Here is a 24,763-nt window from a genome sequence, read left to right as displayed (position 1 = left end):
CGGTGCGATCTACTACTCGCACCCTGAGTCAGCGCTGAGTATCCCTAAAGTCGCCCTTACCCTCAATGAACAACCGCAGATAGTCAAAGGCTATCTGCGGCATTTAAATTGTTAATTTCTATTAAAGTTGACCAACCCATAGTATTTAAACCATCAAAGAACACAGACAAACAACGGAATTTCAAAAGGAGCTATCCATGTCCCGTTACATTGAATCCCAACTCAAGCCGTTCAACGCCAAGGCCTATCAAAACGGTGAGTTTCACGACGTCAGCGATTCCGATGTCAAAGGCAAGTGGGCTGTATTCTTTTTCTATCCTGCCGACTTCACCTTTGTCTGCCCCACTGAGCTAGGCGACCTGGCCGACAACTATGAAGAGTTCAAGAAACTGGGTGTTGAGATTTACTCCGTATCCACCGATACCCACTTCACCCATAAAGCGTGGCACGACTCTTCCGATACCATCGGAAAAATCCAATACCCGATGATCGGCGATCCCACCGGCACCATTACCCGTAACTTCGGCGTGATGATCGAAGAGGAAGGTATCGCTGACCGAGGCACCTTTGTGATCGACCCAGAAGGGCGTGTCCAGATCGTTGAGATCACCGCAGGCGGTATTGGGCGTGACGCCAGCGAGCTGCTGCGCAAGATTAAAGCTGCTCAGTACATCGCAGCACACCCAGGCGAAGTATGTCCAGCTAAATGGAAGGAAGGTGAAGAAACCCTGGCACCATCTCTCGACCTAGTAGGAAAGATCTAAGATTTCCCAAACCCTCACAGGATTGGAACTGGCGTTGCCCACCATTTGGTGGGCATTGCCATTTTTTAACTATTGCGGTGGGCAGGGAACGTGTGCAAGAGTCATTGGTACAAAGTAAATTAATCACTCTGGTTTCAAATATCTTTAGGCCGCATCACTGCCTCAATAGAAAAACCAGAGGATGAATTATTAATAAATATCTGTGAGGCCTGACAGACTGCGAAGAACTGAGAAACATGCAATAAGTTGACCCTGAACCACCAATAGCCTACACAGCCAGGCAGCGCAACATTCTTAGAGCTTTTACATTTATAGGTCCATTTGGCAGTATGGAAAAGATAAAAAATAAGTTAATGTGCGTCTCTCCCCACCTTCCATAGCCTGGACATAATGAGGGAACCTTGAGCTCAAAGCGACAACCATTGAGTTTTCTTTTGTCTTTAACTCAACCTCAGCATCCCTTAGATAATTCGTATAGGTGTAGCTCCCTCCCGTATATCCACTGGAGAAATGCAGCACTATCGAGGCATAATAATTTGGATTAGTATCTGTATCCAGATGCTCAGAAATAAAACCTCCTTTTTCTAAAATAGTAAATTGACACCTTGGCATAATAAACTGATCACTTCCTATAATTTCCTTATAGAAGGCTCTCATTTTTTCTGACAGTAAGATAGAAAGTATTTCTGGTGCAATTTTTGTATTCATTAATTTGGGTTTATAGTCTTTAAACTGATCATAAACCACCCTGCTAACAAATATTTCATGAGTATCACCAGCATTACTGAGTGTTACTTTTTCATAGTTAACGTCGCTGGAAATACGCCTTAATATTTGCCACTCTGATTCTGTAAAAGGAATTTCTTTTTTGGGGAAAACCATGGGCTGATGTAAGAGTTCATGCTTAAAACTCAACAGCTGATCATTATATAAGCAGCTTTCTCGACGAAACCCAAAGTTGTCCGACAAAAAATAAACTAAGGTCTCCCGATAGCCCTTTGATATCCGAGTCACTTCATGAAGAAGATTACCATCAGTAATTAACATAGCTCCGGGCTCTATATTTATTCTTTTATCTTCATCAGCAAAATGAAGAATGGTTTCTCCCCCCTGCTGTTGATAGGAATCTATATGCACCACTATTGCAAACTGGTAGTCCAAATGGCTATCTGGCTTGTCTGGATCACCTTGCATATCAGAGTGCAAGCCAACAAAATTCCCCACCTTGAGCCTGTTTACCTGGCATCTTCGAATACACACATTGCCAAACCCGGTTATTCCCTTATAAAACTGTTGCATCTGCTCATTATTTATAATGAGATCAACTTGCTGCATATAGTTTGAGCAGTCCTCAGGGAGGTCAATATCATTCCTTAGCCTACCAACTAGAAGATTATGCTTATCTCCAGCATCTCCATCTAAAACCTCCTCATAATCCAGGTTGCTAGCAATGGAATCTATTTCTTTTAACTTATCCTGGGTGAGAGGATGTGAATCTAACCTTAGATACAAATACTTATCCTTCTTGAGCTTCTCCCTCAAATCTCCAAAATCAACCGATAGATTCATCTCATCCTCACTAACCCGCCTCAAAACCTCTTCATGCAAATAAATGCAGAGCGTATTAGTTCAGCCTAGGTTGCCCTTGCTTACATGCCCAATCCGATAAGGCGCCCGCTTAACATTACTCTTACTCTCTCGGCCAACTACTTGACTAACTTTGCACTGTACTACTTGACCTCACCAATCCCTGCCGCCTACAGGCTTTAATTGCCTGAAAGCCACCTGCTCCCTCCCACCTCGACCTATCAGCCCCCAGCTATCAGAAGATGCAGATAAATTAAAAATTTTTATCACATACATTTATATTAATAATTTTTATCAATGAATACGATTCAATAGTATAGATCCCGTTCCCCAAACAACGACTGACAAGACAGTGATGAGTAAGGAGTTATCCATGTCACGTTACATCGAATCCCAACTAAAGCCCTTTGACGCCAAGGCTTACCAGAACGGCGACTTCTTCGATATCAGCGACGCCGATGTAAAGGGCAAGTGGGCGGTGTTCTTCTTCTATCCCGCAGACTTCACCTTTGTGTGCCCCACCGAACTGGGCGATCTGGCGGATAACTACGAAGAGTTCAAGAAACTGGGAGTGGAGATCTACTCCGTATCCACCGATACCCATTTCACTCACAAGGCCTGGCACGACGCTTCCGACACTATCGGCAAGATTCAATACCCCATGATTGGCGACCCGACAGGCACCATCACTCGTAACTTTGGAGTGATGATCGAAGAGGAAGGTATCGCTGACCGCGGCACCTTTGTGATCGACCCCGAAGGCCGTATCCAGATTGTCGAGATAACTGCCGGAGGAATTGGCCGCGACGCCAGCGAGCTATTGCGCAAGATCAAAGCAGCACAGTACATCGCCGCTCATCCCGGGGAGGTCTGCCCAGCTAAGTGGAAGGAAGGTGAAGAGACCTTAGCGCCCTCCCTCGATCTGGTAGGAAAAATTTAAACCAAATACCTCTGACCCGGCCCACCAACCGGTGGGCCACAACCAATCTGAACTAGTTAGAGAAAGGACACACCGATGTTGGACGCAAACCTGAAAAAACAACTGGACACTTACCTGCAGAATATCGTCAAGCCGATCGAGATTCGTGTGTCCACTGATAACAGCGAAAAATCAAAAGAACTGGAAACCCTGGTAGATGAAATCTCAGGGCTCTCTAGCAAGATTACCGCACAACAGGGCCAGGCCAGGCGCACACCAAGCATGGCTATCGCCCCTGCTGGAGAGGAACCCCGTGTAAGCTTTGCCGGCATTCCCCTGGGCCACGAATTTACATCATTGGTTTTGGCGCTACTACAAGCTGGTGGCCACCCCTCCAAGTTAGATCCCGAGCTGTTGGAGCAAGTGCGTAACTTGGAAGGTGAATTTCACTTTGAAACTTACATTTCCCTCTCATGCCAGAACTGCCCGGATGTTGTTCAGGCACTGAACCTGATGGCCACCCTTAATCCGAACATCACCCACGAGATGATCGATGGTGGGCTGTTCCAGAAGGAAGTCGAGCAACGCAATATCATGGCCGTACCTGCGGTCTACCTAAACGGCGAACATTTCGGCCAGGGTAGAATGTCCCTTGAAGAAATTGTCGGCAAACTGGATACCGGCTCCGCAGAACGTAAAGCTGGAGAATTGAATGAAAAAGCCCCCTACGACCTTCTAGTAGTTGGCGGCGGGCCGGCGGGCGCAGCGGCAGCCATCTACGCCGCACGTAAAGGCATTCGTACCGGACTGGTAGCCGAACGCTTTGGCGGCCAGGTGATGGACACTGTTGGTATTGAGAACTTTATCTCTGTACCTTACACCGAGGGCCCCAAGCTCGCAGCCAGCCTGGAGCAGCATGTTAAAGAATATGGTGTAGATATTGTTACCGACCAGCGCGCAGCAAATTTACAGCGCAACGAGCTGGTAGACATTGAACTACAAAGTGGCGCCACCCTATCCAGCCGCTCAGTAATACTGGCCACGGGTGCACGCTGGAGAGAGCTGGGCGTTCCTGGAGAAGCAGAATACCGCACCAAGGGCGTAGCCTACTGCCCCCACTGCGATGGCCCATTCTTTAAAGGCAAGCGCGTAGCGGTTATTGGCGGCGGCAACTCCGGTATCGAAGCAGCCATCGATCTTGCCGGAATCGTTGAACACGTCACCGTACTAGAATTTGCCGATAAACTGCGTGCAGATGAAGTATTGGTACGCAAAGCACAGCTGATGGACAACATCGATATTATTGTCAATGCACAAACCACGGAAGTATTGGGCGATGGCAACAGGGTCAACGGCCTTGCCTACACTGACCGAGAGTCAGGCGAGAGCAAAAAGCTCGATCTGGCCGGCGTCTTTGTGCAGATTGGCCTGGTACCGAACACGGAATTCCTTAAGGAAACCGATATAGAGATGAACCCTATGGGTGAGATTGTGATCGACGAGCGCGGAGCAACCTCTATCCCCGGCGTTTACGCCGCTGGTGATGCCACTACCGTACCCTACAAGCAGATTGTAATATCAATGGGTGCAGGGGCTACAGCCGCTCTGGGCGCTTTTGATTACTTAATTCGATCTTCAGTTGAGTAATGATAGTAATTAATAGGGGCCAGCAAAAAGCTGGTCCCTAATCAGTAAAAAAAGCATTATGCATTGGCCAACAATTGACTGAATAACTTACAAGCCCTTCAAGCAATCAGGGCTTGAGGTATCAGCTGTATTATTTTCCCAGGTATTCAGCTGATTGGTGCAGAAAGCATTTTCTGTGACATCAATTAAGTCGAACATGCCACTGCCCAGCGCCGTATTATCCTTGATCGTATTTCCTACTGCATTTGTCTCAATAGCAATCCCCAACTCAACACTATCTATAACATAATTATTATTGATTAAATTCCCGGTTACGACATTATCCACATCAATACCATCCTCTCCATTCTCCCTGATAACATTTCCTGACATTGTGTTGAAGCCAGTCTCTATATCAATACCATCATCTAAATTAAAACTGATAAAGTTATTGGTTACCGTGGTATTTTCTGCATTAATCAATAACCCGTTGATACCACTGTTAACTATTTCATTTAGCGTCACCAGTGTATTTTGACCACGAACAGCTATACCATCTATGCCATTGTCATCTATAAAATTACTGCTAATCGTTGTGTACTCTCCCCCTTCAGTGATTGCCACTCCTGTACTTGAAGATCCTGGCCCTGAACCGATTATTTCACTTCCAGAGATGAAATTAAAATCACTTATTACCTCAACTCCATCCGATGTTGAGTTACTAATCTTTGTATTCAAAATAGAATGCGAACCAACCCCTTCTAAAATGATTCCTGTAGGGCAAGCGTCAACTGCACCGCCAGCTACAAATGAAGAAAGACCTTCTACCAATACCCCAGCGATTCCAGCACCTAGAGAATTATCGCAAGTTATCTTGCCCTTACCGAGCATCCTTAAATACCCAGAAGGCCCAACGATAGTAAGCGCATATGGGCTATCAACTGTTAGAGGGCAATGCAACTCCTCTGTCAGAAATGTCGGTATAAGTATTCTATCACCGCATTCAACCGCAAACGCTTGGTGTGGCACAAGAAACCCACACGCCATAAGAGAAGAAAATATAGGACCCGCTGCCAGATTTAAACTCTTCAGATTCATAGTTAATTCCCTGTATATATAAGGCATTCAGCGCCAAAGAAAATCCGTCTGTAACCCCATAGGGGGGTTCTAGCAGCGTAGATTGAAAACACCTGGAAGATTATTGCCTACATATATTTTTTATTCTGAATTCGAGTGTTTTTATTCTGCTTCTACATGTATGACCTGTATGCTTGACATGCCCTGAAACCCGTCCAATAAAAAAGCGTCAAATCAGGATAAATACAAGAAGATCACCCTAAATTTATAACGTCACAAAAAACATCATCACGCAGCAAATACGAATTGAAGACTTCACTTTATAAGGAGTATCTTATGACAGCCAAAACTTCACCGCTTATAAAATAGGTATGATCTCAATGGTGATGGAATAACATATAAAATCGAATCTGGACCATACGGAATGATAGTAAAACATAAAGCACATCGTTTAAACAATTAACTCCGTTCAATTAGACTTCTTAATCTAGACCAACAACCCTTAGAGAATTTCACCAAACTGGTCAATCAAAACATCAGATCACAGTTAAAGCGAGAACGGGCCCCTATAAAACCTATCTCTATTTACTTCAGCCAGAAACGCCAGCAAACTCATTTCAAGCGAATAAATCTATATTTTTGTTTTCCATTACCCCAGTAAGTGAGGCTCATACCCGAATATAGATATTTCGGCACATATATCTAAATTAACCATAGACGGCAGAACTTTTCCCTCCCTCCTTACCCTCTCCAATTGATTGATGACGGATAACGGTGTCGCGATATGCCTAAAAGTGAAGTTGATCCTCACTATCATCTCTAGAAAACGGACAGAAAAACTGAAAATTAATCTATCAAAGGGAACCCTCACCCTAGCTGAGGGTCAGTTCAATTAGTGTAAGTGAACGAGTTCATAAATTTATCCAAGAATTTTTTTCTACAAATCTATGAAACAGTAAAAAAGATTCCAAGGCAAAGAAAAGCCAACTTGCTTCACAGTTTATGCTAAGAAATTATTTTTAAAATGCCAAACAGGCCGAATTAACCCCTTTTAACGGAGCCGCTCAAACAGCAAGATTTTCTTGCTAACAGTTCAACCATAACCGTGAATAATTTTATTCATCTAAGAAAAACGGGCCTAAGAAAGATATAGAAACCTGGAGTAATTTCATGCTACTAAGAACTAAATGTGCCATTGCAACAATGCTACTAATGCCTTTCAGTATGCAGGTTCAAGCTCATGGCTGGTCTGAATACCCAAAGGCCAGGCAAAAAATTTGCTATGACCAGGGAAACATCTGGTCTGGAACACCACCTAACCCCGCTTGCGCACTGGCAAAAACTATTTCTGGATCTTATCCTTTCCAGCAGCACAATGAATTTTCTATCAACATCCCTGACTACAATAATTTTACAGCCGTAAAAAATGCCATTCCTGATGGGACTCTATGTTATGCCAATGACCCCCAGAAAAAGGGCATGGGTGCAGCAACTGAAGCCTGGACCCGGGTTGAAGTCAGTGCGGGAACCTTCGAGTACGTATTTCACGCAACAGCACCACACAACCCATCTTTCTGGCAATTTTTCCTAACAAAACCAAACGCTGATCTTTCGCAACCCCTTGCTTGGGATGACCTGGAGCTTATCCAGGAGGTGGGAAATGTGCCTGTTGTGAATAGTCAATATCGCATGAATGTTACTATTCCAGAAGATAGAGTGGGTAATGCAATTTTATTTGTACGCTGGCAGCGAGAAGATGCAGCGGGTGAAGGCTTCTACAACTGTAGTGATATCACCATTGTAAATGGTGATGTTGAGCCGCCTACCGAACCTGATCCCGGTACTACGGAACCATACCTCATCCAGGGTAACACCTTTATTCCAGAAGACATTAATATCGATTCGGTAGATGTAGGTGACACCGTCAATTACAAGGTATTCAATAAAAATGGTGAGGAACATTCATCATTTTCACTGGCAATTACCGAAGACAATAAAAATGATTGGGATAGACTGCTCGCCTCTCAGGTTACCGGCTGGTATCAATCAAATCACAATGGAAATGTCTTTATCGGCCGCTGGCATGAGGAGATGAACCACTACATGTATTTCCAGGGTGATTTACATGGAAACTATTTCAACTCCAAAGATTCTCGCGCTTCCGGAGAGTTCACTATCACGAGTAATGGAAGCGAGTTAATAGCCGCTATCACGCCCAAGGTTTTAAAACCTCTCGACATAGCAAAGGTGGAGCACGGAGATTTACTGGTACTCTCACCGGGGGAAAGCACAGGAGATATCACTGATACCGCGTGGTCACAAGTAAGTGGAAGCCCTGTTGAAACAGCGACCGGACCTAGTGGTGCACTGGTAATTGATACGTCAAGCTTAACCAATGAACATCATGAGTTGAGCTTCAAATTAACGGTAAGCAGTAACTCTACTACGGATGACGAGGTCTACTCCTTTGTAGTTGAACCATCATCTCCTACTGATCCTACTGATCCTACTGATCCTACTGATCCTACTGATCCCAATATTCAAGCTTGGGATAGCAACCAAATCTACACCGCAGGTGATCAGGTAAGCCACAATGGCCAAACATGGACTGCTGGATGGTGGACCAGGGGTGAAGAACCTGGCACAACCGGGCAATGGGGAGTGTGGCGCTAAGCCACCCAACAAGTAACTTTTACTTTATTAACCTAGGGGGCTTGTGACAATTGACACAAGCCCCCTTAACCCTTTCTAAGTTGCAACTTAGTGACGGTATTGGAAATTTCTAGGCGCTCCTACTCCTAAAAATCTCTAGAAAAGTAGCCAAAATACAGCCAGATCAGTTTTTTCTAGATGCCCTGCCCTAGCTGATTGAAGATCAAACACCTGAGATTAACTCATTAACAATATCCATATACTCATCGATATACTTAGAGATACTTTCCTTACTTATCAAAGGTTCACAATAACCAAAAATAAAAACCGAGTTTCGGTAGGTCGTATAATTGACTACCATTAGCGGATTTATGCCATTAGTTAATGTAATCATTGGCTTCTGTATTTCAAAATATCGTATTTCATCTGCTAAAAAGCGCATATTCCCCACGTTTGAAACAATTATGCCTGCCGGGAAAGAGCTTTGTTGCGCTGTAACTTCAGCAGCCATACGGGTTATGTCTTCCATGTTGTAATCAGAACTTAGGTTTTTTGTCATCGGTCTCTGCTTGAGTAGCACAGCGTCAATCTGCTCATTCAAACTTCCGGCAACATCGATAATATCAGCTGAGACAACATTGGGAGGAAGAGCCAAACTGGTAGTTTCTGAAAATGAGCCGATATGATCGAAAGGTATATTAGGACTGCACAATCCTCGTGCATCCATAGCCAGAATAACTTCTGTTAATTTTTTGTAACCAGGTATAGCTCTTGCAGCAATTGATGCTATGGCGCAGTAAACCGCAGTAAGTTTTACCTTGTTTTTTTTAGCCAGCTGGGCCAACAAATCAATCTTTTCCGGCGGCATGAGATATGAGATGGCACAGGCCTTGCGTTCAGAGGGAGCGGCTTCTTTCTCTACTGCCCAGCTAAAATCTCCTTTGCTTTTATGTTCAAGCTCTTCCTCTCCAAAATATCCAGAAGCTTCCAATTGGCTCGCTATGCTTTCCTGTAGGGGCAGAGATTCAACTTGTTCAAGGTTTGTGTTAGAGCGAAGAAATCTATCTAAATCTGAGAACAGTGTCATTATTGACCTGCCATCGAGTACTGCATGAATATTGATCATAGAGACCCACTCGACCAGTCCCTCTTTATTAAGGTACAACCTCAAACTGTATACATATTTTTCACTATCCAGACAGTTCAGCGCATGGGTCTTAAACGCTTCTTCAAGGTTTAAGTCGCTCTTTAGGTGGCATACCTCCAGAGGGATGTCTTTAAAGTCAACATCACAAATCCAGCGCAGTCGCTCCCCCCTTTTCACACGAGCACGTAGAAGTGGATGGCGTTTATGAAGGTAAGCCAATCCCTCACGTAGAGGGCCTACCTTTAAGGGTTCGCAAACCCTTATAAAAGACACAAACTGCAAACCGCCGTGAGACAGCCTGGTCATCTCGACAAATAGTGCTTCTTGGGGGCCAAGCTCCCTCGAGAATGGCTCTAAGCTCATAAAAAACACGCCAAGTATTAAGAATACTGATATACCGTTGCTCTAGACAGTCACCCGCTTAATCATCTACTCACTGTTATTCAGAATAATTCCATATAAAGGCCGAAACCAGTTCCAGATCGTCAAGATCTCCTCAGACAGAGTGCAATTTAGATGGCGCAATTTACGCTAGCACTCATACTTAGTATCGAATTACTTGTTCAATTGTTGGGAGGATTTTATGCCTAAACTCTTATTTCCAGTGGCTTTGGCGATATTTCTTGGCCTCACTGGTGCCACCAGTGTAATTGCACAATCCGATAATCTTCAAGAAAATAAGAAAATTGCGCTAAAAGCTATTGACTTTTGGAAAAGTGACTCAAAAATTGATCCGTCAACAATATTCGCACCTAACTATGTGAATAATCTTGACTCTGCAGTTAGCCCAGATCTTGGAAAGCAAAAGCGTAATCTAAAGGAATTTGAAGCTGAAGTTACAAAGTTTCGTGCCGCATTTAAGGACTTGAAAGTACTCAATAGTATGCAGGTAGCTGAGGGAAATATGGTAGCCACTCATGTTACGGTTAGCGCCAAGCATGTTGGGTCTTTTATGGGAGAAACACCAACAAATAAAACTATCACCTGGGACTGCGTGGAGTTTGTCAAGATAGAAAACGGAAAAATTGTTGAAACCTGGGTCACTTGGGATAAATATGACTTTTTGAAACAAATTGGTATCTTAAAATGATGTCCATTCAGTCTATCAATATTATGTGATCACTCATCGAGCCCTGGTAATCCTACGCCAGGGCCTTCCATTTATAAAAACTACTTTAAAAATTATTCTATAAAAATATTACTGTTACAGAAATGACGAACCACTAACTCGCGCACACTACCAAGGCTTCCTCTAGTAGCTTTCAACTAACCTCAGATCAATCTCTCTCACTGATCTATCACACTAATTAACTATCATTGAATCTATTCGTGACCCCGCCCACAAATATAATCAAACTTAAACCACCACCAATAATTACACCTGCAATTAATTGACATTAAAAATCTTAATTTTACAGTGTGAGGCAAATAATCTAGAAGGAGCCTCATAAACAGAACAATTAATCGAGATGTCACATACAGGATTTATAAAGATCAGGCCTCTTAACTTTTCACGGAATGGAGAGTATCAATGTTTAAAAAACTTCTAGCACTCGCACTTTGTTCAGTTTTTTCTGGTCCAATTCTGGCAAAAACATTGCTCATTGATGGGCAGCAAATTGAAATTGGAGAAATCGCTGTTAACGGTACCGGCTGTCCCGTAGGATCTGTAACAGCCACGGCGACAGATAACAACGAAAATATCGCTATTCTATTTAGTAAGTACAGCGCAGTTACAAACTCTGTAACCCCAATTGCCAGCTCTGACTGTAACTTGGCAGTGCCTTTAAGCGTGGAACCTGGATTTTCAGTAGGAATACTGGATATTGATTGGCGAGGCACGGTATTTTCTGCCGATGGATCACATATCAACTTCCACCGAGAGTACTTTTTCTCTGGCAGCCAAGGTCCAAGCCATGACAATAACTGGAATAGCTCTGGGTTTGAGAACTTTGTCCTCAATGATCGCCCACCATTTGCCTACTATTCCGGGTGCGATGGGGAGGCCCTTATTGCGAGAGCAGATACCGTTGCAACAGTAATCGGCGCTGACAGTTTATTTTCTTTACGCTCTGCCGATGTTGGAGCACAGTTGCTTTTGAATATACAAATTGTTCCTTGCGATGAGTAATTAAGGGCAACTGTTGTCACTCCCCACCCTTTGTAAGGTGGGGAGTACAAAAAATTTTAATAATAAAAACGGCCTCTTTAACCAGATTGGCAATATTAATATCAGCAATTAATTAAAGATTAATCATTCAGACATACGGAGTGACTCAGCTCAGCAAAGCCAGAAAGATAGGTAATCGCTATATACTTTTTCCCTTCAATAGAGGCTCAGCCATCCCGGCTAGGCAGACCTGAATTTATGTAAGCGGCCTCACCCTAAATTTCGGTCACTTTTAATCATTGAATAACAGGCTACCTGCCCGGCTCTAATCATACTCCGCCCGCTCCAATCCCCAAGACACCAAAACTACCACCATTGCCCACTTGATTTGCAAATACGAATCATTACCATATGAGAAAAGTTCACTTCTGGGAAATCAACCCATGTTTCGCAAAAGCTTGATTGCCATCACCCTCTCCTCCGCAATCCCTGCCTCCTTTGCCAATGACGCGCCTTCCGGACAAAACGCTGTAATGGAGGAGACCCTAGTGATAGGTGTCCGCCAACGACTGTATGAACGCGGCGCCCTTTTGGACGCCATACAGAAGACCGAAGTCGTAGACGAGAGCCTGATCAAGTCCCAACAAGCGGTAAACCTGACGGATGCCATTGAGAAATCCCCCGGTGTACGGGTTTCCAATGAGTGTTCTATGTGCGGGGTTAAGCGGGTAATGCTGAATGGTATGCGCGGGGAGCACTCCACCATCCTCACCGACGGCGTTCCCTTACACACGATGATGGCTGGCTACTACGCGGTAGATGCACTGGCCACCACCGGCATCTCACGTATCGAAGTGGCCCGCGGTGCTGGCGCATCACTGCTGGCACCCGAAGCAATCGGCGGAACCATCAATGTGATTTCCAAGGAGATAGAAGAAACTGGCGTCAACATAAATGCCTCCATGGAGGACAACGACAGTTATTTTCTTGGTTTGATGGCAGGCTATCTAAGCGATGATGAACGTACCCGTACATCGCTGGTCATCCAGGATGACAAACATCACCAGATGGACAACGATGATAACGGCGTCAGCGAAGCACCGTTACAGGAAAATACCAGTTACGTGGTGCGTCTCTCGCAAGACCTGGGCGAAAGGGACAACCTGATCCTTCGCACGGCCTACACCGACTCCAATATTTTTGGTGGCCCCCAGGGAGACAGCATTGGCTCAGTCTTGCACGGTTACGATGGTGTGGAGTCTGACCACTTATTTGTCGACGACGATGTGCGACAGCAATATATCGGTAAACCTTGGGAAACCACCGAATGGATAGCCACCACCCGCAGTGAAATTTCCGGCAGCTGGCTACACGAATTTAACGAGTCCTATAACACTTTGCTGACAGTTGCCTGGTCTGAGCATAAACAGGACTCCTTTTACGAGGGGTTCGACTACAGCGCTACCGACACGCTCAATTACTTCGACCTGCGCAACAACCTGATCCTGAACGACCAGCATATGCTGACGTTTGGTGTCGACCTTCGCGATGAATCCATGCGCTCCGACTCTGCTGCAGGGGCGGAAAGCGACAACTACATCGAAGATAGTTTCGACTACCAAACTACCGGCCTTTACCTGCAGGATACCTGGACAGTCTCACCAGATCTTGAGTTGGCACTAGCCATACGCCTGGATAATGCCAAAGCCGATTTCGTCGCCGAGCAAAAACCCGGTACTGAGATCGATGAAACTGTGGTGGCCCCGCGTATAGACCTGCGCTACCTGCACGACGATCAATGGACCTCTCGCGTAGCGCTGGGGCGAGGCTACCGAGCCCCCCTATCCTTTTTCGAAACGGATCACGGCATCCTGGATGCCGGAGATGGCTTTGCCATCGACATTGAAAGTCTGGAGAAGTCTCTATCTGCAACTTATGCGCTGAGCTTCGAAGGAGAGCGCCTTAACAGTACCCTGTCATTGGCATTTACCGAAGTAGACAACCTCGCGGCATTAAGTGAAACCGAGGACGGGGTACCGCTGCTTACCCAAATGCAGGAAAGTGCCTCTGTAGGCGCTGCCGACATTACTCTCAATTATGCGCTGAACGACAATCTATCTATTGGCGGCACTCTGGAGACCTACGATTACGACGATGTTTTCCGGGAATCCTTTGCCATTGCCCCAGTGGAGCAACGTGCGCTATTCAATCTGGATTACAAAGCCGATTACTGGATGCTATACGCTAGCGCCACCTGGATCGGATCTCGTGACCTGGCTGAATTTGGCTACGAAGGCTTTAACCAGCTGGGCGATTCCACACTTAAGAGCACAAACGCAGACGCCTATTGGACACTGGATATGAAATTGACCTTTGATGTGAGTGAAAACCTCAGTCTGTACCTGGGCGGCAACAATCTCACGGATTACACGCAGGTCGAGGAAGGGGAAACCCCTCTGTTCTGGGATGCCAGTGGTGCCTATGACGTAGCCTATATCTATGGTCCCCTGCGCGGCCGTGAATTCTACCTGGGCTTCGACTGGAACCTGTAATGCGAGCCTGGCTCTTACTCTTCACACTTCTGTTCGCGCCAACTGGCGCGACTGAAGTTCCCACTTCCCTATTCGATTTTGAATTGCGCAGCCTTGCCGGGCCTGAGCGTATCAACTTGCAGCACTTCAAAGACAAGCCAAGCCTGATGGTACTGGTAGAACCCGACTGCCCCTGGTGCTTTCGTCAGGTTCGAGCACTCAACCGGCTTACACACAAGTGTTCGCAACAGTTTCAGCCACTTGCCCTGGGTATCAACGGATCGCGCAAAGCACTATTGGCTGAGTATCGAAAATTGCGCCCGGAATTTCCCATGTTCCAGGCGAATCGAAAACTCCAGCAAGTGCTGGGTGAAACTCCCGGCACCCCCTTCAGTTTTCTAATAGCACCCAATGGCAAGCCACTGCGCTGGCTCAGGGGTTATATTCCTGATGAGCAACTGCAGCCAATCCTGGAACAAAGCTTTGGTTTTACCTGTGGTAATACTTCTCAAAAAACGTCATAAATTGAATGATTTAATTTTGTCCTTGGTAAAGCACAGGGGTAGATAGAAAAACAATCGAGCTTTTTCCATTAACTGCCCAACTAGATGCGCGGCGCTGATTTTCGAGAGAAGAAATATTTCCAGTGAAAATGATGCTTACGCTAATACTCCACCGTGAATACTCTAATATCCAGGTTAACTAGTAGCCGCCAGTAAGCCAAACCATGACAACATCTCTACGCCAGCTTTCTGAGATGGTCCGTAAAAGAAAGATCACAGCGACATCCTTAATTGAAGAAGCCTGCGATAATGCGGTTGCCCACTCAGAGCTGGATGCTTTTATCTGCCTGGATAGGCAAGGCGCATTACAGAAAGCACAGCGCATTGATAACGAGCTGAAAGAAGGCAGCAATTACAGACCTCTTGCTGGTACTCCCATCGTCGTCAAAGACAATATGAATGTGAGAGGTATGCAAACGACTGCCGGCACGCCTGGTATGAACTTCCAGGCCAAGGCTTCTGCCCCAATAATTGAGAATCTAGAGAAGGCCGGAGCTATCGTCATTGGAAAAACCAATTTGCACGAACTCGCCTTCGGCGTAACCTCTAATAACGCCGCCTATGGCGCCGTCAGGAATCCTTGGGACAAATGCTGCTTTCCAGGTGGTTCATCCGGGGGAACAGCAGCAGCCATTGCCGCCGGGATCGTATCTACAGGCCTGGGCACGGATACCGCCGGTTCAATCAGGCTGCCAGCAGCCCTCACAGGAATTGTGGGCTTTCGGCCATCCACTGGCTGCCTGAGCACCGAGGGAATAGTGCCCTCTGTGCCAGCGTTTGATACCCCAGGCCCCATGGCTGCCAACGTAGAGGATACCGCCTATCTGTTTGAAATATTAACCGGGTCTGCCCCATCCCAGGCAAAGCCACTCAATCAGCTGCGCCTGGGGCTTGCCCACCCGCTATTTGATAATCTCTCACCAGGTGTATACCAAGCTTTTAAAGCTGCGTTACATTCCCTTAGCTCCGCGGGAGCCACCTTAATAGAAATCGATTTATCCTCGTTAGTGAGCGCAGTCCTTGATGTTGGGTTTCCTATCGGATTTCATCAAATGAAAACCGCTATGACCCAATTCCTGGCGAACTACCAGCCTAATACCCAACTGGCTGAGTTGGTTGCAATGATCAAAAGTAAAGATGTAAAGGCTGTCTATCAGGAGTCAGTAACGGGCCCCAAGGCACCATCAAATGCCGACTATCAGACCGCTTTAAAGAGAATGCCTGGAGTACGCGACAGCTACCTGAAAATCATCCAGCAGCACCAACTAGACGTGATTGTATTCCCAACAGCACCGATCGAGGCTCAACCCATTAGCACGTCATCTAACCAACTGGAACTAAACGGTAAAATGCTTCCGACTCTGGATACACTCATACACAACAATGCCACAGCAGCAGTCACCGGTGCTCCCGGAATAAGCATTCCTATTGGGCGAGGCAATAATGGCTTACCGGTAGGTCTGGAACTGGATGGAGTGCCCGGCGCAGACTTAACACTTCTCGCCATAGCGAAGGAAATTGAGCTTCAGATACCACCACTGGTATCGAATGGCCTGAAGTGAAATTTCAGGCCCCACCTAGCCTATTAATACTTAGTCTTTATAAATCTCTTTATAAATCTCTACAGGCAATTGGTACATACCTGCTGTCGAATAGGGGCCACATTAGAGATGTCTCAATTATTGATAGCTCACTTTAATTACTGACAGCTCGCTTTAACTCCTCTCTTTTCTTTAAAACCATCACCTTAGCAAAAGACCGCACACTGACAGTCTCAGCCAAGTAGAAAGGACTCTGAACAAACAACTTATTCCACTCACTGACCGTTCGTTCACGCCCTCGTGTTCCCATCAGCATCTGCATATCCATTGCCGCTAAATTGAGATCTGTCCCTTTCTCTGGCAGTACAGCATCAACAATAGCTAAAGTCGCATTGTGTTCACCCATCGCCCGGTGAATATTCTTCAAAAGCTCTTTAGCCCTGGTATCATTCAGCAAGTGAAAAATAGCCACACACAAATAGATGTCCTTATCACTTACTGCATTTGGAAGTGGGTCATTTAGGATATCAGCAGGATAAAAGTCTAATTGTTTCCTGACAACATCATTCAGGTGAGTATGCCAATACTCTCGCGCAGTCGATTCTACATTGCTCCTATCAACAATAACTGCCGTTAAGTGTTTGTACGAAGAAAGGATACTCGCACTTTTACTACCCTTTGCGCCGCCCAAATCAATAATTCGACCAAAATTCGCCCAGTTAAAGTCTTGCAAATATTGTAAACCGGTAAGGTGATCAACAGTATCCATTGCATCGGAAAATAGATCACTAACCTTCGGGTGATCATTCATATAATCAAACATCTCCCGCTCATACACACCTTCAAAAGGTACACTGCCCTCCTTGATATGCCCCTCAAAATTGGTAAACCATGGCCTACTGAATTCAGGTGAATTATGCATCAGGATCATACTCTTTACGCTGTTGTCAGCGTTGGTACGAAGCGCCCTTGAATTTCTATTATGGGAGAAATATTTCGATTCCCCTTCTTTAAAAACCCCCATTGCACAGAGCATTCTCATCAATCGATAGAGGTATTGTTTGTCAGCATCGCAAGCATCCGCCAACTTCTCTATTGAAATGGCTTTATCTTCAATATGATCAGCAACATTGAGGCAGGCAGCAGCGTATAAACAACGAGATTGCCAAAATAAAGATCCTATTTGCATCAAACGAAAGGGAGGCGGGATCAGGCGGTTTGGAATATTACATAAACTGTAAACCGCATTGGAAACCCTCTGAAAGATCCAGTTAGAAACCCTATTCTTTTGCATAGACCTGGGCATAAGAACTCCTCAGAAACAAATATCCGATAAAAATAGCCATTAAAAGAAACATCTCTGTGATTACAAACAGAGACTTAAAAGGTTACATATTTTGTAAACCAGCCTTTAGGATTCGGCCATTAAAATCGGCAAGCTGCTTTAAAAACTCAGGCCCCATTTCCTGGCCCATTTGCTCCTCGAGAACTGGCTTGGCCAGCATGGGTAACATGGCAAGGCTGACAAACGCTATCCTGAGCAAATCATATTCAGTGCCAGTGTCCGAAGGTTCAGCGCCCTGAATTTCCGCCAATCTCCTGGCACCCCGCTGGCGCCCCCGCTCTAAGAGTTGGCGAATAACATTCTTTCCTGGCCCTTCATTAAGTGCCATAACCTTCAAGATTAGGGCTGGAAACCTGGGATTCTTCTGCATTGTGGCATAGTAGAGATCGAAGAAGTCACCGAAATCCCAGTCGCCATCGAGGCTCAGCTGCTCAACCGCATTAATCAGGGGGAGCAAGGTTTGACGAATCATATCTTCGTATAAGCCATCCTTACTGCCAAAGTAATACCGGATCATTGATACCGCCACGCCCGCCTTAGACGCAATCTGGCGAGTGGTTACCCGGTGGTACTCATCGTTTAAAAAGCACTCCCGTGCCGCCTCTATCAACCGATTGGCAACATCCGACTCCCGCATATTCCTTACCGTCCCCGATTCACAATCCAATGGAGGCTAACAGGGTATAGCGCCACCTTCCAGAATGACTATTGTTCAATATAAGGGGTTTGTACGAACACTGAGAGCTTTACTACATAAGAGGACTTTACAGAAAATCAGGAACAATCTGATTCCCCATATACGCCTTCCAATTGAATAACCAGTCTGTCACTAGCGTGCCCATTCATACAGACAAACCCTAAGTCATCCAGATGCTCGTAATTGATAAATCATCGGGAGCTGGTTATCACAGGAATCTATAAAGAACTCGAATTTAATCCGAAATTCTTAAGAGGAAAATCAGATTTATCCAACTGAAAAGAACAAAATATAGGCACGAAAATAGTCTTATTGGATTTTATTAAGTTTGTTTTAGTGTCAAAGCTGCGTAGAATTGGTAGATATTTATCGGTATTTAGGGCCACAACTCAACAGGCTTCTATTGCTAAATAGCTCAGAAGTAAAAGGCCCAAGATCTTTTCAAATAACCCATTTCCCTATAGGAGAACGGTAGCGTGACATAAGAGAAAGTAAAAGGCGCTGACCCAAGGTGCTACCAACACCAGGGGCCAGCTAACCAAATTGATACAGAGACTATCAAAGTGGCTACATGCATAGTACGCTAGAAACCCGCTCGTCTTCAATGAAGTGGAGTACATTCAGCAGCTTGGAGCGATTCCCCAAGCTCTGGGAGCGTATTGCCTGCCTTTTCTTTTTCTACGCCTACCGTTCCCGTGCCCCACCTCAAATTTCCTGCAAACACCGCCCTTCAAGCCTTTCCGTTACGGAATGCCTAATCATAGTATGTGTATCAGTAGGAAAAGAATATGTTGATCTTAAAGCGCCGGACTGGCGAAAACCTCAGAATTGGAACAAATGTCTCTATCACAGTATTAGAGGTTAAGGGGAATCAAGTAAAGATAGGAATACATGCCCCCAAATCCCTACCCGTGCATCGTGAAGAAATTTATAGACGCATTAAACAAGGAAAGGGAATAAGTAATAGCGGTCAGTGAAACCCTACGCCCCCAGCAAGGAAGCCCCAACCTGCTGGGTATCCCCACATTAACCTAAATAGTTAGATTACTACTAGTACTAGCAGAGAATGAAATAACTTAAAAATCAATAGAATTTAGGCAGTAAGGGGAGTTACTGCCATACCGTAGAGTACATTATATCGACAAAGGGACAGCCGTGAATTGGTCAGGTACAGAAATCACTCTTCATCGAAAGAAACTACTCTAGTCTGCTAAAAAGATATTACAGAATAATTAGGACACACCCTAGAAACCCATCAAAATGATAATTCACTTCATATTTTTTTCTATGAATTCGATAATTGAGCTAAAAACAGCTACGTGATGCTCACTATCAGCAGGGCCATGAGCCATATCTGGATAAACTTTCCACTCATAGTCTTTATTAAATTTACTCAACATCATATGCATACGATGCATATGCTCTATATCGACAACCTCATCCTTCTCGCCATGAATAATAAACACTGGGCGACTAAGTTCTTGAGCCAAGTATACTGGAGAGATATCCTTCAAGAGATCGTAATTTTTGACAGTGTCACCAACATTCTCTTGTAACCACTTAGTTTGAGCCTCTGATGTGTAAGGGGAGTTAAGATATAAGTTAACATCTGTAACACCAGCTATACTAACTGCACAGCGAAATAATTGTTGATGTTTAATAGCCATCATCAATGCTGCATAACCACCATAACTCACTCCTGCTGCACAAATTTGTGAAGACGCAATATCCTTACGAGCGCCAACCACCTTTGTAGCCTGATAAATATCCTCAAGCATCAAGTTACCCCACTGCTGAATACCGGCCTCTTCCAGTTCAGCTGAATAGCCACTCGATCCTCGATAATTCACTCTAAGAACAGCATATTTATTCGCCACAAAGAACTGCGTGTAATAATCAAAATACTGATGATCAAAAATACCCAATGGGCCACCATGTGGCATCACTATAAGAGGGTATGGCCCGTTTCCCTTCGGCATATTCAAAACATAAGGAATATCTATTCCCTCTACTTGAATCCAGTCATGAAATTGACGACTCTCAAGCCGACCATCTAAATGAGGAAACTTAGAAGCAACAAGCTGATCAGATTTCTGCCCTTGTTTTCGGATGAAATAGCGTCCAGGCTGATCGTGGGTCTCACTAAAGTAAAGCTTTACAGTATTATCGATACTTGCTCCCACCGTTGTTTCCAGCAAACTGGTCATGCCATCGTTTACTTGTATGCTTTCATCTATATATTGATACTCAAGCTTTCCATCCCTGACAACTTTTACACCAATTAATGCACCCGTTGATTCATCTATAATCAGATCAACAATATCATAGCTATCTGATCGGTAAACTACACTTTCTTCCCCAGTGGAAAAATTACACTGGTAAACAGTGCGATCTTTCTCAGCAGTTGTATCCAGACAAAAGTAAGCACCATCCTCAGGGCTAATAGACACCGGAATAAGAACACCATACTTTTCACCTGCAGATGGCTTCTCCTCTAACTCTTCTTTCGTCCAACTCTTTATTGGAGTTGAAGAAATACCATCGGCAATCCTACTTAGGTGAAGCTTCCCTTCATCGAAATACAGAGCAGATTCTGGCTGACCTGACAGGTCAAAGAACCATCGTGCGGCAAAGCCCTTAACCGAGGCTACTTCATTCTGAGCTGTAAATTGACCGCCATCTTTTCGTACAAGCTTACTCGCTTTCTGGTTAAGCAAGTTCAGTTTTGATACGTCTATCTTGTATACCTTGGAGTAAATCCCACTCTTGGCGTATAGAAAATACCCAGGCTCATCCGGTAAGGCATGAACTAACCATCCTGATGTTTTCACCTCAAATACTTTTGGCGGTAAACTTTTAGAACCTAAAACATCGAGCACCAATAAACGATAAGCAGGCTTGGTATCGAGTAAATTTTTAACACCTTTTTTTAACTCCATAAATTGCGCAACAATATATCTAGGACCGATCCAGCGAATGAATCGGATTGACGCATCCCTAGGTGTTAAGGCTTTCAGATCAATCAATGTTCTCTTAGATCCATCCACACTATTCCAAATAACCAACTTCTGGCTTTCATCACCCTGAGCTACAGAGGCTACAAACTTCCCATCAGGACTAATCTGAGCCGTCATAGTTTCAACGGGCTTAAAGTAAGTTTCAGCAGGCATCGCAACTGCCGACCCAACATTTACTATGAAACTCAACAAAGCTAATTGAATTAGCTGACAAACAATCTTCACTGCTCTACCTCCAGCGGACCCTGCCAACTATTAAAGAACACATCTTGTACTCCCGTGCCAGACACTAGAGGATATAACTCAGTTAACGATCCAAGTGATGCTTGGATTTCATTAAAATCTGTTGCTATACGATTTTTTAAATAAACTTCAATCGAATCTGATTTTCTCTGCTTACCTATGAACAAGCTGCCAATGTAATTGGTCTTTTCTGCTTCCACATGAAAACGCCAAGTACGTCGACTAGACGTATCTAGCTTGTATGGAAGATTAAAATAAGGTGCATTAATTTGAGTAATTTGGTAAAGGCCTGAGGGGATAGCCATTAAGTAATAGCCTGAGGGCTTACCCTTTAGGCTGATATGGTAACGGTTATTTTTTCGCAGCCTGGTTTTTTTTCCACTTTCTAAGTAGGTGCTTCCGTTCGAATACAATTTAAAAAATTCAATCGAAGGCGCCGTTCCACCCACATCAAGCTTCACCAGTACATATCCCTGCCTACTTCCCAAATCAGGTGGATTTTCATAAGATACCAGTGATAGAGTTCGTGCAATTACTGACTCCGATAAAAAAAGCGCAGTAAAAATGGCACTCTTTAAAAAGAGGGCCATTCGGCCTGAGTTACACTCTATCAGCCTTTTATTCTCCAGATTTTGCGTCAAGATACCGCTTCCATAAGTTCAGGTTTGCAAATGAATGATACGGCTGAGAATATTATCTTAGAGCTAGTTGCAATACAATTAGCAGGCATCGACCAAAATTATGGAGAGTAATATGCCCGGGATAAAACCCTTCAGATGTATAAAGTTTTACCCACTTATACTTTTGACCTGTATAATAATTATACAGGGCTGTGCGGGGCAGGTTAATATACTGCCTGCTCTGGAAGAGAGCGCTCCTATTAATGATCAAGAGGGTATCGTAGTCGCTCGGATCATCAATGCCTCAGGTAACCCCCTACCCTTTAATCAGCTTACAATCAACCCTGAAAACCTGAATGAGTCAAAGTCAATAAAGCCGGAGCGCCTCCTAGCCGCAAAGCCAAAATTAAATGGCACGACCGTATTTGCCTCCTATGTCAAACCTGGAAACTACTCTCTGAGTAGCATTCGAGCGTTTTACGCCAATGGTAATGGATGGTATAGCCGCTTCGTCAGTGCAAATGAAAAACTGGGAACCTTCTCCGTAAACCAGGGAGAGGTAACAGACCTCGGCACACTAATCTATTATCCGAAACCTCAAGGTGATAGGTATCTTGACCTCTTGATTCGAGCCCCAGAATCAGAGAAAGGTGAAGTGCTTACGAAATACTTCCCATTCCTTAAGTACAACCCCGAGGTACTTAATGGATGGCATGTTGATGAAAATGATGAGGAACGTGAATCAACGTATATATCTATTGCACAGAATCCTGTGACATACAATGAGCAGTATGTTTCGCCGGCCAATTCTATCTATTTTCTAGGCAAGATTGGTGTATTTATCAAGCGGACCTCTGAAGGAGAGTGGGAGCTTGATGCTGTTGACACTAATCATGAATTAACCGCCATTGCTCAAAATAAAAATGGTGACCTGGTGGTAGGGGGTAGTGAAGGAGCTCTTTTCTGGCGTCCAGCTTTTGGGGACTGGCTAGATATATCACTAGAGCACAACTCTCATGTAGAGCATTTAAGAATGCTTGATACAGGAGAAATCGAGATTTTGGTTGCTCGTGACTTTGAGCTAGATATTCTAAGAGGCGCCGTATCTGGTTCAGATGTACAATGGAGACTAATTAACCGCTATTCCACTAATTCGAGTAAAAGATGGGATCATAGATTAGAAGCTGAAATAAAAAACAAACAGGCTCACTCAAAAAAAATAGATCGCCACATATACAACACAACACTATTTGAACTCAATGGGCAGAACTATATAAATATCCGTAACCACTCAATCTACGAAAATACCGTATTTGCGACAATCAATAGCGAAATTTTCATTTATAACCCCGACAATTGGATGATCGAAAGATCTGTTAATGACTTTGAATTTTCAGCAATTATTGATGCTGGTGCTGTTCAGCTAGGTATTGAAAAAGCTGGCTTTTGGTCATTGAGTGGAAAGCCAACCTATCATAAAATCGACCAAAATGGCGCTCAGAATAAAATAACAACCTATATCCGAAGCTGCCCGGATAATAAATCTCCAAAAAACTCATGTCGTAAAAAGAGCTTTACATTCCGATCCGTTCCCTGGTTCTCCAATAAAAATGATGCTATTGCTATTGTAAGCTTTGCGTTAAATAGCTTTTCTGATGGAACTCGTGATACTGAAGTCAAAATCCTAACCACCACCGATGGTGGGGAGAGCTGGGTGGCAACCGAAAATGAACCGCCGACAGACTATTGTACCTCTATAGTCCCTCAGATTGCCGACCGCCTGTTGGTATCCTGTGATGGTGCCAATGGGGACTTCTATGAGTCAACTGACTTTGGAGCCAATTGGCATCAGGTAAGACAACAGGATAATTTCTAGCAAAATATGGGTGAGCATTGGTATTTTATATGCTCACCCATATTAAGTTAAAAATAGCCTATATCGTGCATCACCCCTAAATACTATTGAATTAGTAATTTTTTATTTACACACTTCAATGGCTAGCCTGATTTGCACAAGGTTTCACTTTACCAGATGCCAAACTCCGCCCAAACTCCCACAGCAAATGATATGCTTAGCTCTAGAAAAGGAATACCGGCTGCAGGCCAATGCACTTCTATCCATAGTAATTCTGAATACCCATTGAAATCAGATTGCTTACTATTCCGCCCCTCTATCTCAGGAAATCTAATAGCGTACAGCGCCTCTTTAATAGTATTTTCCGTTCAGTACTAATGGCTGTATGAATAATTGGGCTTTTACTATCTGCGATAAAAATCCAAGGCACATTTAAGAGCATGTGAAATCTAAATATATAAAATATAAG

The 24,763-nt window shown here is 44.4% G+C and carries 18 protein-coding genes; 11 read left to right on the top strand and 7 right to left on the bottom strand.

Annotated elements, in window-relative coordinates:
• The first annotated feature begins 197 nt into the window (after positions 1 to 197).
• Entirely contained in the window at positions 198 to 764 is a 567-nt protein-coding gene (ahpC, locus tag ACJJIP_RS07120) for an alkyl hydroperoxide reductase subunit C (protein ID WP_020413219.1), read from the top strand.
• A 309-nt stretch (positions 765 to 1,073) separates the two neighbouring features.
• Here the strand turns inward: ahpC (ACJJIP_RS07120) and ACJJIP_RS07115 are convergent, their stop codons facing one another.
• Positions 1,074 to 2,333 (bottom strand): 2OG-Fe(II) oxygenase, encoded by a 1,260-nt coding sequence (locus ACJJIP_RS07115; RefSeq protein ID WP_444946521.1) that lies wholly within the window; start codon positions 2,331 to 2,333, stop codon positions 1,074 to 1,076.
• A 391-nt stretch (positions 2,334 to 2,724) separates the two neighbouring features.
• Here ACJJIP_RS07115 and ahpC (ACJJIP_RS07110) point away from each other — a divergent pair, with 391 nt between their 5' ends.
• Together ahpC (ACJJIP_RS07110) and ahpF are read left to right on the top strand one after the other, a co-directional pair.
• Positions 2,725 to 3,291 carry an alkyl hydroperoxide reductase subunit C gene (ahpC, locus tag ACJJIP_RS07110; RefSeq protein WP_020413221.1) on the top strand — a complete coding sequence of 189 codons (567 nt, stop codon included), beginning with the start codon at positions 2,725 to 2,727 and terminating at the stop codon, positions 3,289 to 3,291.
• 75 nt (positions 3,292 to 3,366) lie between these two features.
• Positions 3,367 to 4,917: an alkyl hydroperoxide reductase subunit F gene (ahpF, locus tag ACJJIP_RS07105; protein WP_353376709.1), complete on the top strand. Its 1,551-nt coding sequence runs from the start codon at positions 3,367 to 3,369 to the stop codon at positions 4,915 to 4,917.
• Between the two features lie 87 nt (positions 4,918 to 5,004).
• On the opposite strand, the gene ACJJIP_RS07100 is transcribed toward ahpF, so the two are convergent.
• Positions 5,005 to 5,994 (bottom strand): right-handed parallel beta-helix repeat-containing protein, encoded by a 990-nt coding sequence (locus tag ACJJIP_RS07100; RefSeq protein WP_444946520.1) that lies wholly within the window; start codon positions 5,992 to 5,994, stop codon positions 5,005 to 5,007.
• Positions 5,995 to 7,143: 1,149 nt separating this feature from the next.
• Here ACJJIP_RS07100 and ACJJIP_RS07095 point away from each other — a divergent pair.
• Entirely contained in the window at positions 7,144 to 8,646 is a 1,503-nt protein-coding gene (locus ACJJIP_RS07095; RefSeq protein WP_282953088.1) for a lytic polysaccharide monooxygenase, read from the top strand.
• A gap of 202 nt (positions 8,647 to 8,848) precedes the next feature.
• On the opposite strand, the gene ACJJIP_RS07090 is transcribed toward ACJJIP_RS07095, so the two are convergent.
• Positions 8,849 to 10,135, bottom strand: a complete 1,287-nt coding sequence (locus tag ACJJIP_RS07090; protein WP_444946519.1) for a hypothetical protein — start codon at positions 10,133 to 10,135, stop codon at positions 8,849 to 8,851.
• Positions 10,136 to 10,355: 220 nt separating this feature from the next.
• On the opposite strand from ACJJIP_RS07090, the gene ACJJIP_RS07085 reads away from it, so the two are divergent.
• The 5 genes from ACJJIP_RS07085 (at position 10,356) to ACJJIP_RS07065 (ending at position 16,538) form a co-directional block, all read left to right on the top strand.
• Positions 10,356 to 10,862 (top strand): ester cyclase, encoded by a 507-nt coding sequence (locus tag ACJJIP_RS07085; RefSeq protein WP_282953085.1) that lies wholly within the window; start codon positions 10,356 to 10,358, stop codon positions 10,860 to 10,862.
• A 441-nt stretch (positions 10,863 to 11,303) separates the two neighbouring features.
• Positions 11,304 to 11,903 carry a DUF4360 domain-containing protein gene (locus ACJJIP_RS07080; protein WP_020413227.1) on the top strand — a complete coding sequence of 200 codons (600 nt, stop codon included), beginning with the start codon at positions 11,304 to 11,306 and terminating at the stop codon, positions 11,901 to 11,903.
• Between the two features lie 422 nt (positions 11,904 to 12,325).
• On the top strand, positions 12,326 to 14,434 hold the full coding sequence (locus ACJJIP_RS07075; protein WP_444946518.1) for a TonB-dependent receptor plug domain-containing protein: 2,109 nt from the start codon (positions 12,326 to 12,328) through the stop codon (positions 14,432 to 14,434).
• The gene (locus ACJJIP_RS07070) at positions 14,434 to 14,937 is read left to right on the top strand and encodes a TlpA family protein disulfide reductase (RefSeq protein ID WP_444946517.1); all 504 of its coding nucleotides are present in this window, start codon (positions 14,434 to 14,436) and stop codon (positions 14,935 to 14,937) included. The genes ACJJIP_RS07075 and ACJJIP_RS07070 overlap by 1 nt, the downstream gene beginning before the upstream one ends.
• Before the next feature lie 203 nt (positions 14,938 to 15,140).
• Positions 15,141 to 16,538 (top strand): amidase family protein, encoded by a 1,398-nt coding sequence (locus ACJJIP_RS07065; RefSeq protein ID WP_444946516.1) that lies wholly within the window; start codon positions 15,141 to 15,143, stop codon positions 16,536 to 16,538.
• Positions 16,539 to 16,671: 133 nt separating this feature from the next.
• Here the strand turns inward: ACJJIP_RS07065 and ACJJIP_RS07060 are convergent, their stop codons facing one another.
• Both ACJJIP_RS07060 and ACJJIP_RS07055 read right to left on the bottom strand, forming a co-directional pair.
• The gene (locus tag ACJJIP_RS07060) at positions 16,672 to 17,823 is read right to left on the bottom strand and encodes a methyltransferase (protein ID WP_444946515.1); all 1,152 of its coding nucleotides are present in this window, start codon (positions 17,821 to 17,823) and stop codon (positions 16,672 to 16,674) included.
• An 82-nt stretch (positions 17,824 to 17,905) separates the two neighbouring features.
• Entirely contained in the window at positions 17,906 to 18,499 is a 594-nt protein-coding gene (locus ACJJIP_RS07055) for a TetR/AcrR family transcriptional regulator (RefSeq protein ID WP_444946514.1), read from the bottom strand.
• A gap of 848 nt (positions 18,500 to 19,347) precedes the next feature.
• Between ACJJIP_RS07055 and csrA the strand changes: the two genes are divergently transcribed.
• The gene (csrA, locus tag ACJJIP_RS07050; protein WP_444901282.1) at positions 19,348 to 19,536 is read left to right on the top strand and encodes a carbon storage regulator CsrA; all 189 of its coding nucleotides are present in this window, start codon (positions 19,348 to 19,350) and stop codon (positions 19,534 to 19,536) included.
• A 291-nt stretch (positions 19,537 to 19,827) separates the two neighbouring features.
• Here csrA and ACJJIP_RS07045 read toward each other — a convergent pair whose 3' ends face one another.
• Together ACJJIP_RS07045 and ACJJIP_RS07040 are read right to left on the bottom strand one after the other, a co-directional pair.
• Positions 19,828 to 21,801, bottom strand: coding sequence for an alpha/beta hydrolase family protein (locus ACJJIP_RS07045; RefSeq protein ID WP_020413234.1), 1,974 nt, complete (start codon positions 21,799 to 21,801; stop codon positions 19,828 to 19,830).
• Positions 21,798 to 22,460: a hypothetical protein gene (locus ACJJIP_RS07040; protein WP_444946513.1), complete on the bottom strand. Its 663-nt coding sequence runs from the start codon at positions 22,458 to 22,460 to the stop codon at positions 21,798 to 21,800. Before ACJJIP_RS07040 ends, ACJJIP_RS07045 begins: the two co-directional genes overlap by 4 nt.
• 112 nt (positions 22,461 to 22,572) lie before the next feature.
• Between ACJJIP_RS07040 and ACJJIP_RS07035 the strand changes: the two genes are divergently transcribed.
• Positions 22,573 to 24,315 (top strand): WD40/YVTN/BNR-like repeat-containing protein, encoded by a 1,743-nt coding sequence (locus ACJJIP_RS07035; protein ID WP_444946512.1) that lies wholly within the window; start codon positions 22,573 to 22,575, stop codon positions 24,313 to 24,315.
• The last annotated feature ends 448 nt before the right edge of the window (positions 24,316 to 24,763 follow it).

The organism is Microbulbifer variabilis (assembly GCF_052467165.1).
The sequence above is the reverse complement of the archived record's forward strand: the minus strand, read 5'-3'. Positions and strand labels throughout refer to the sequence as shown.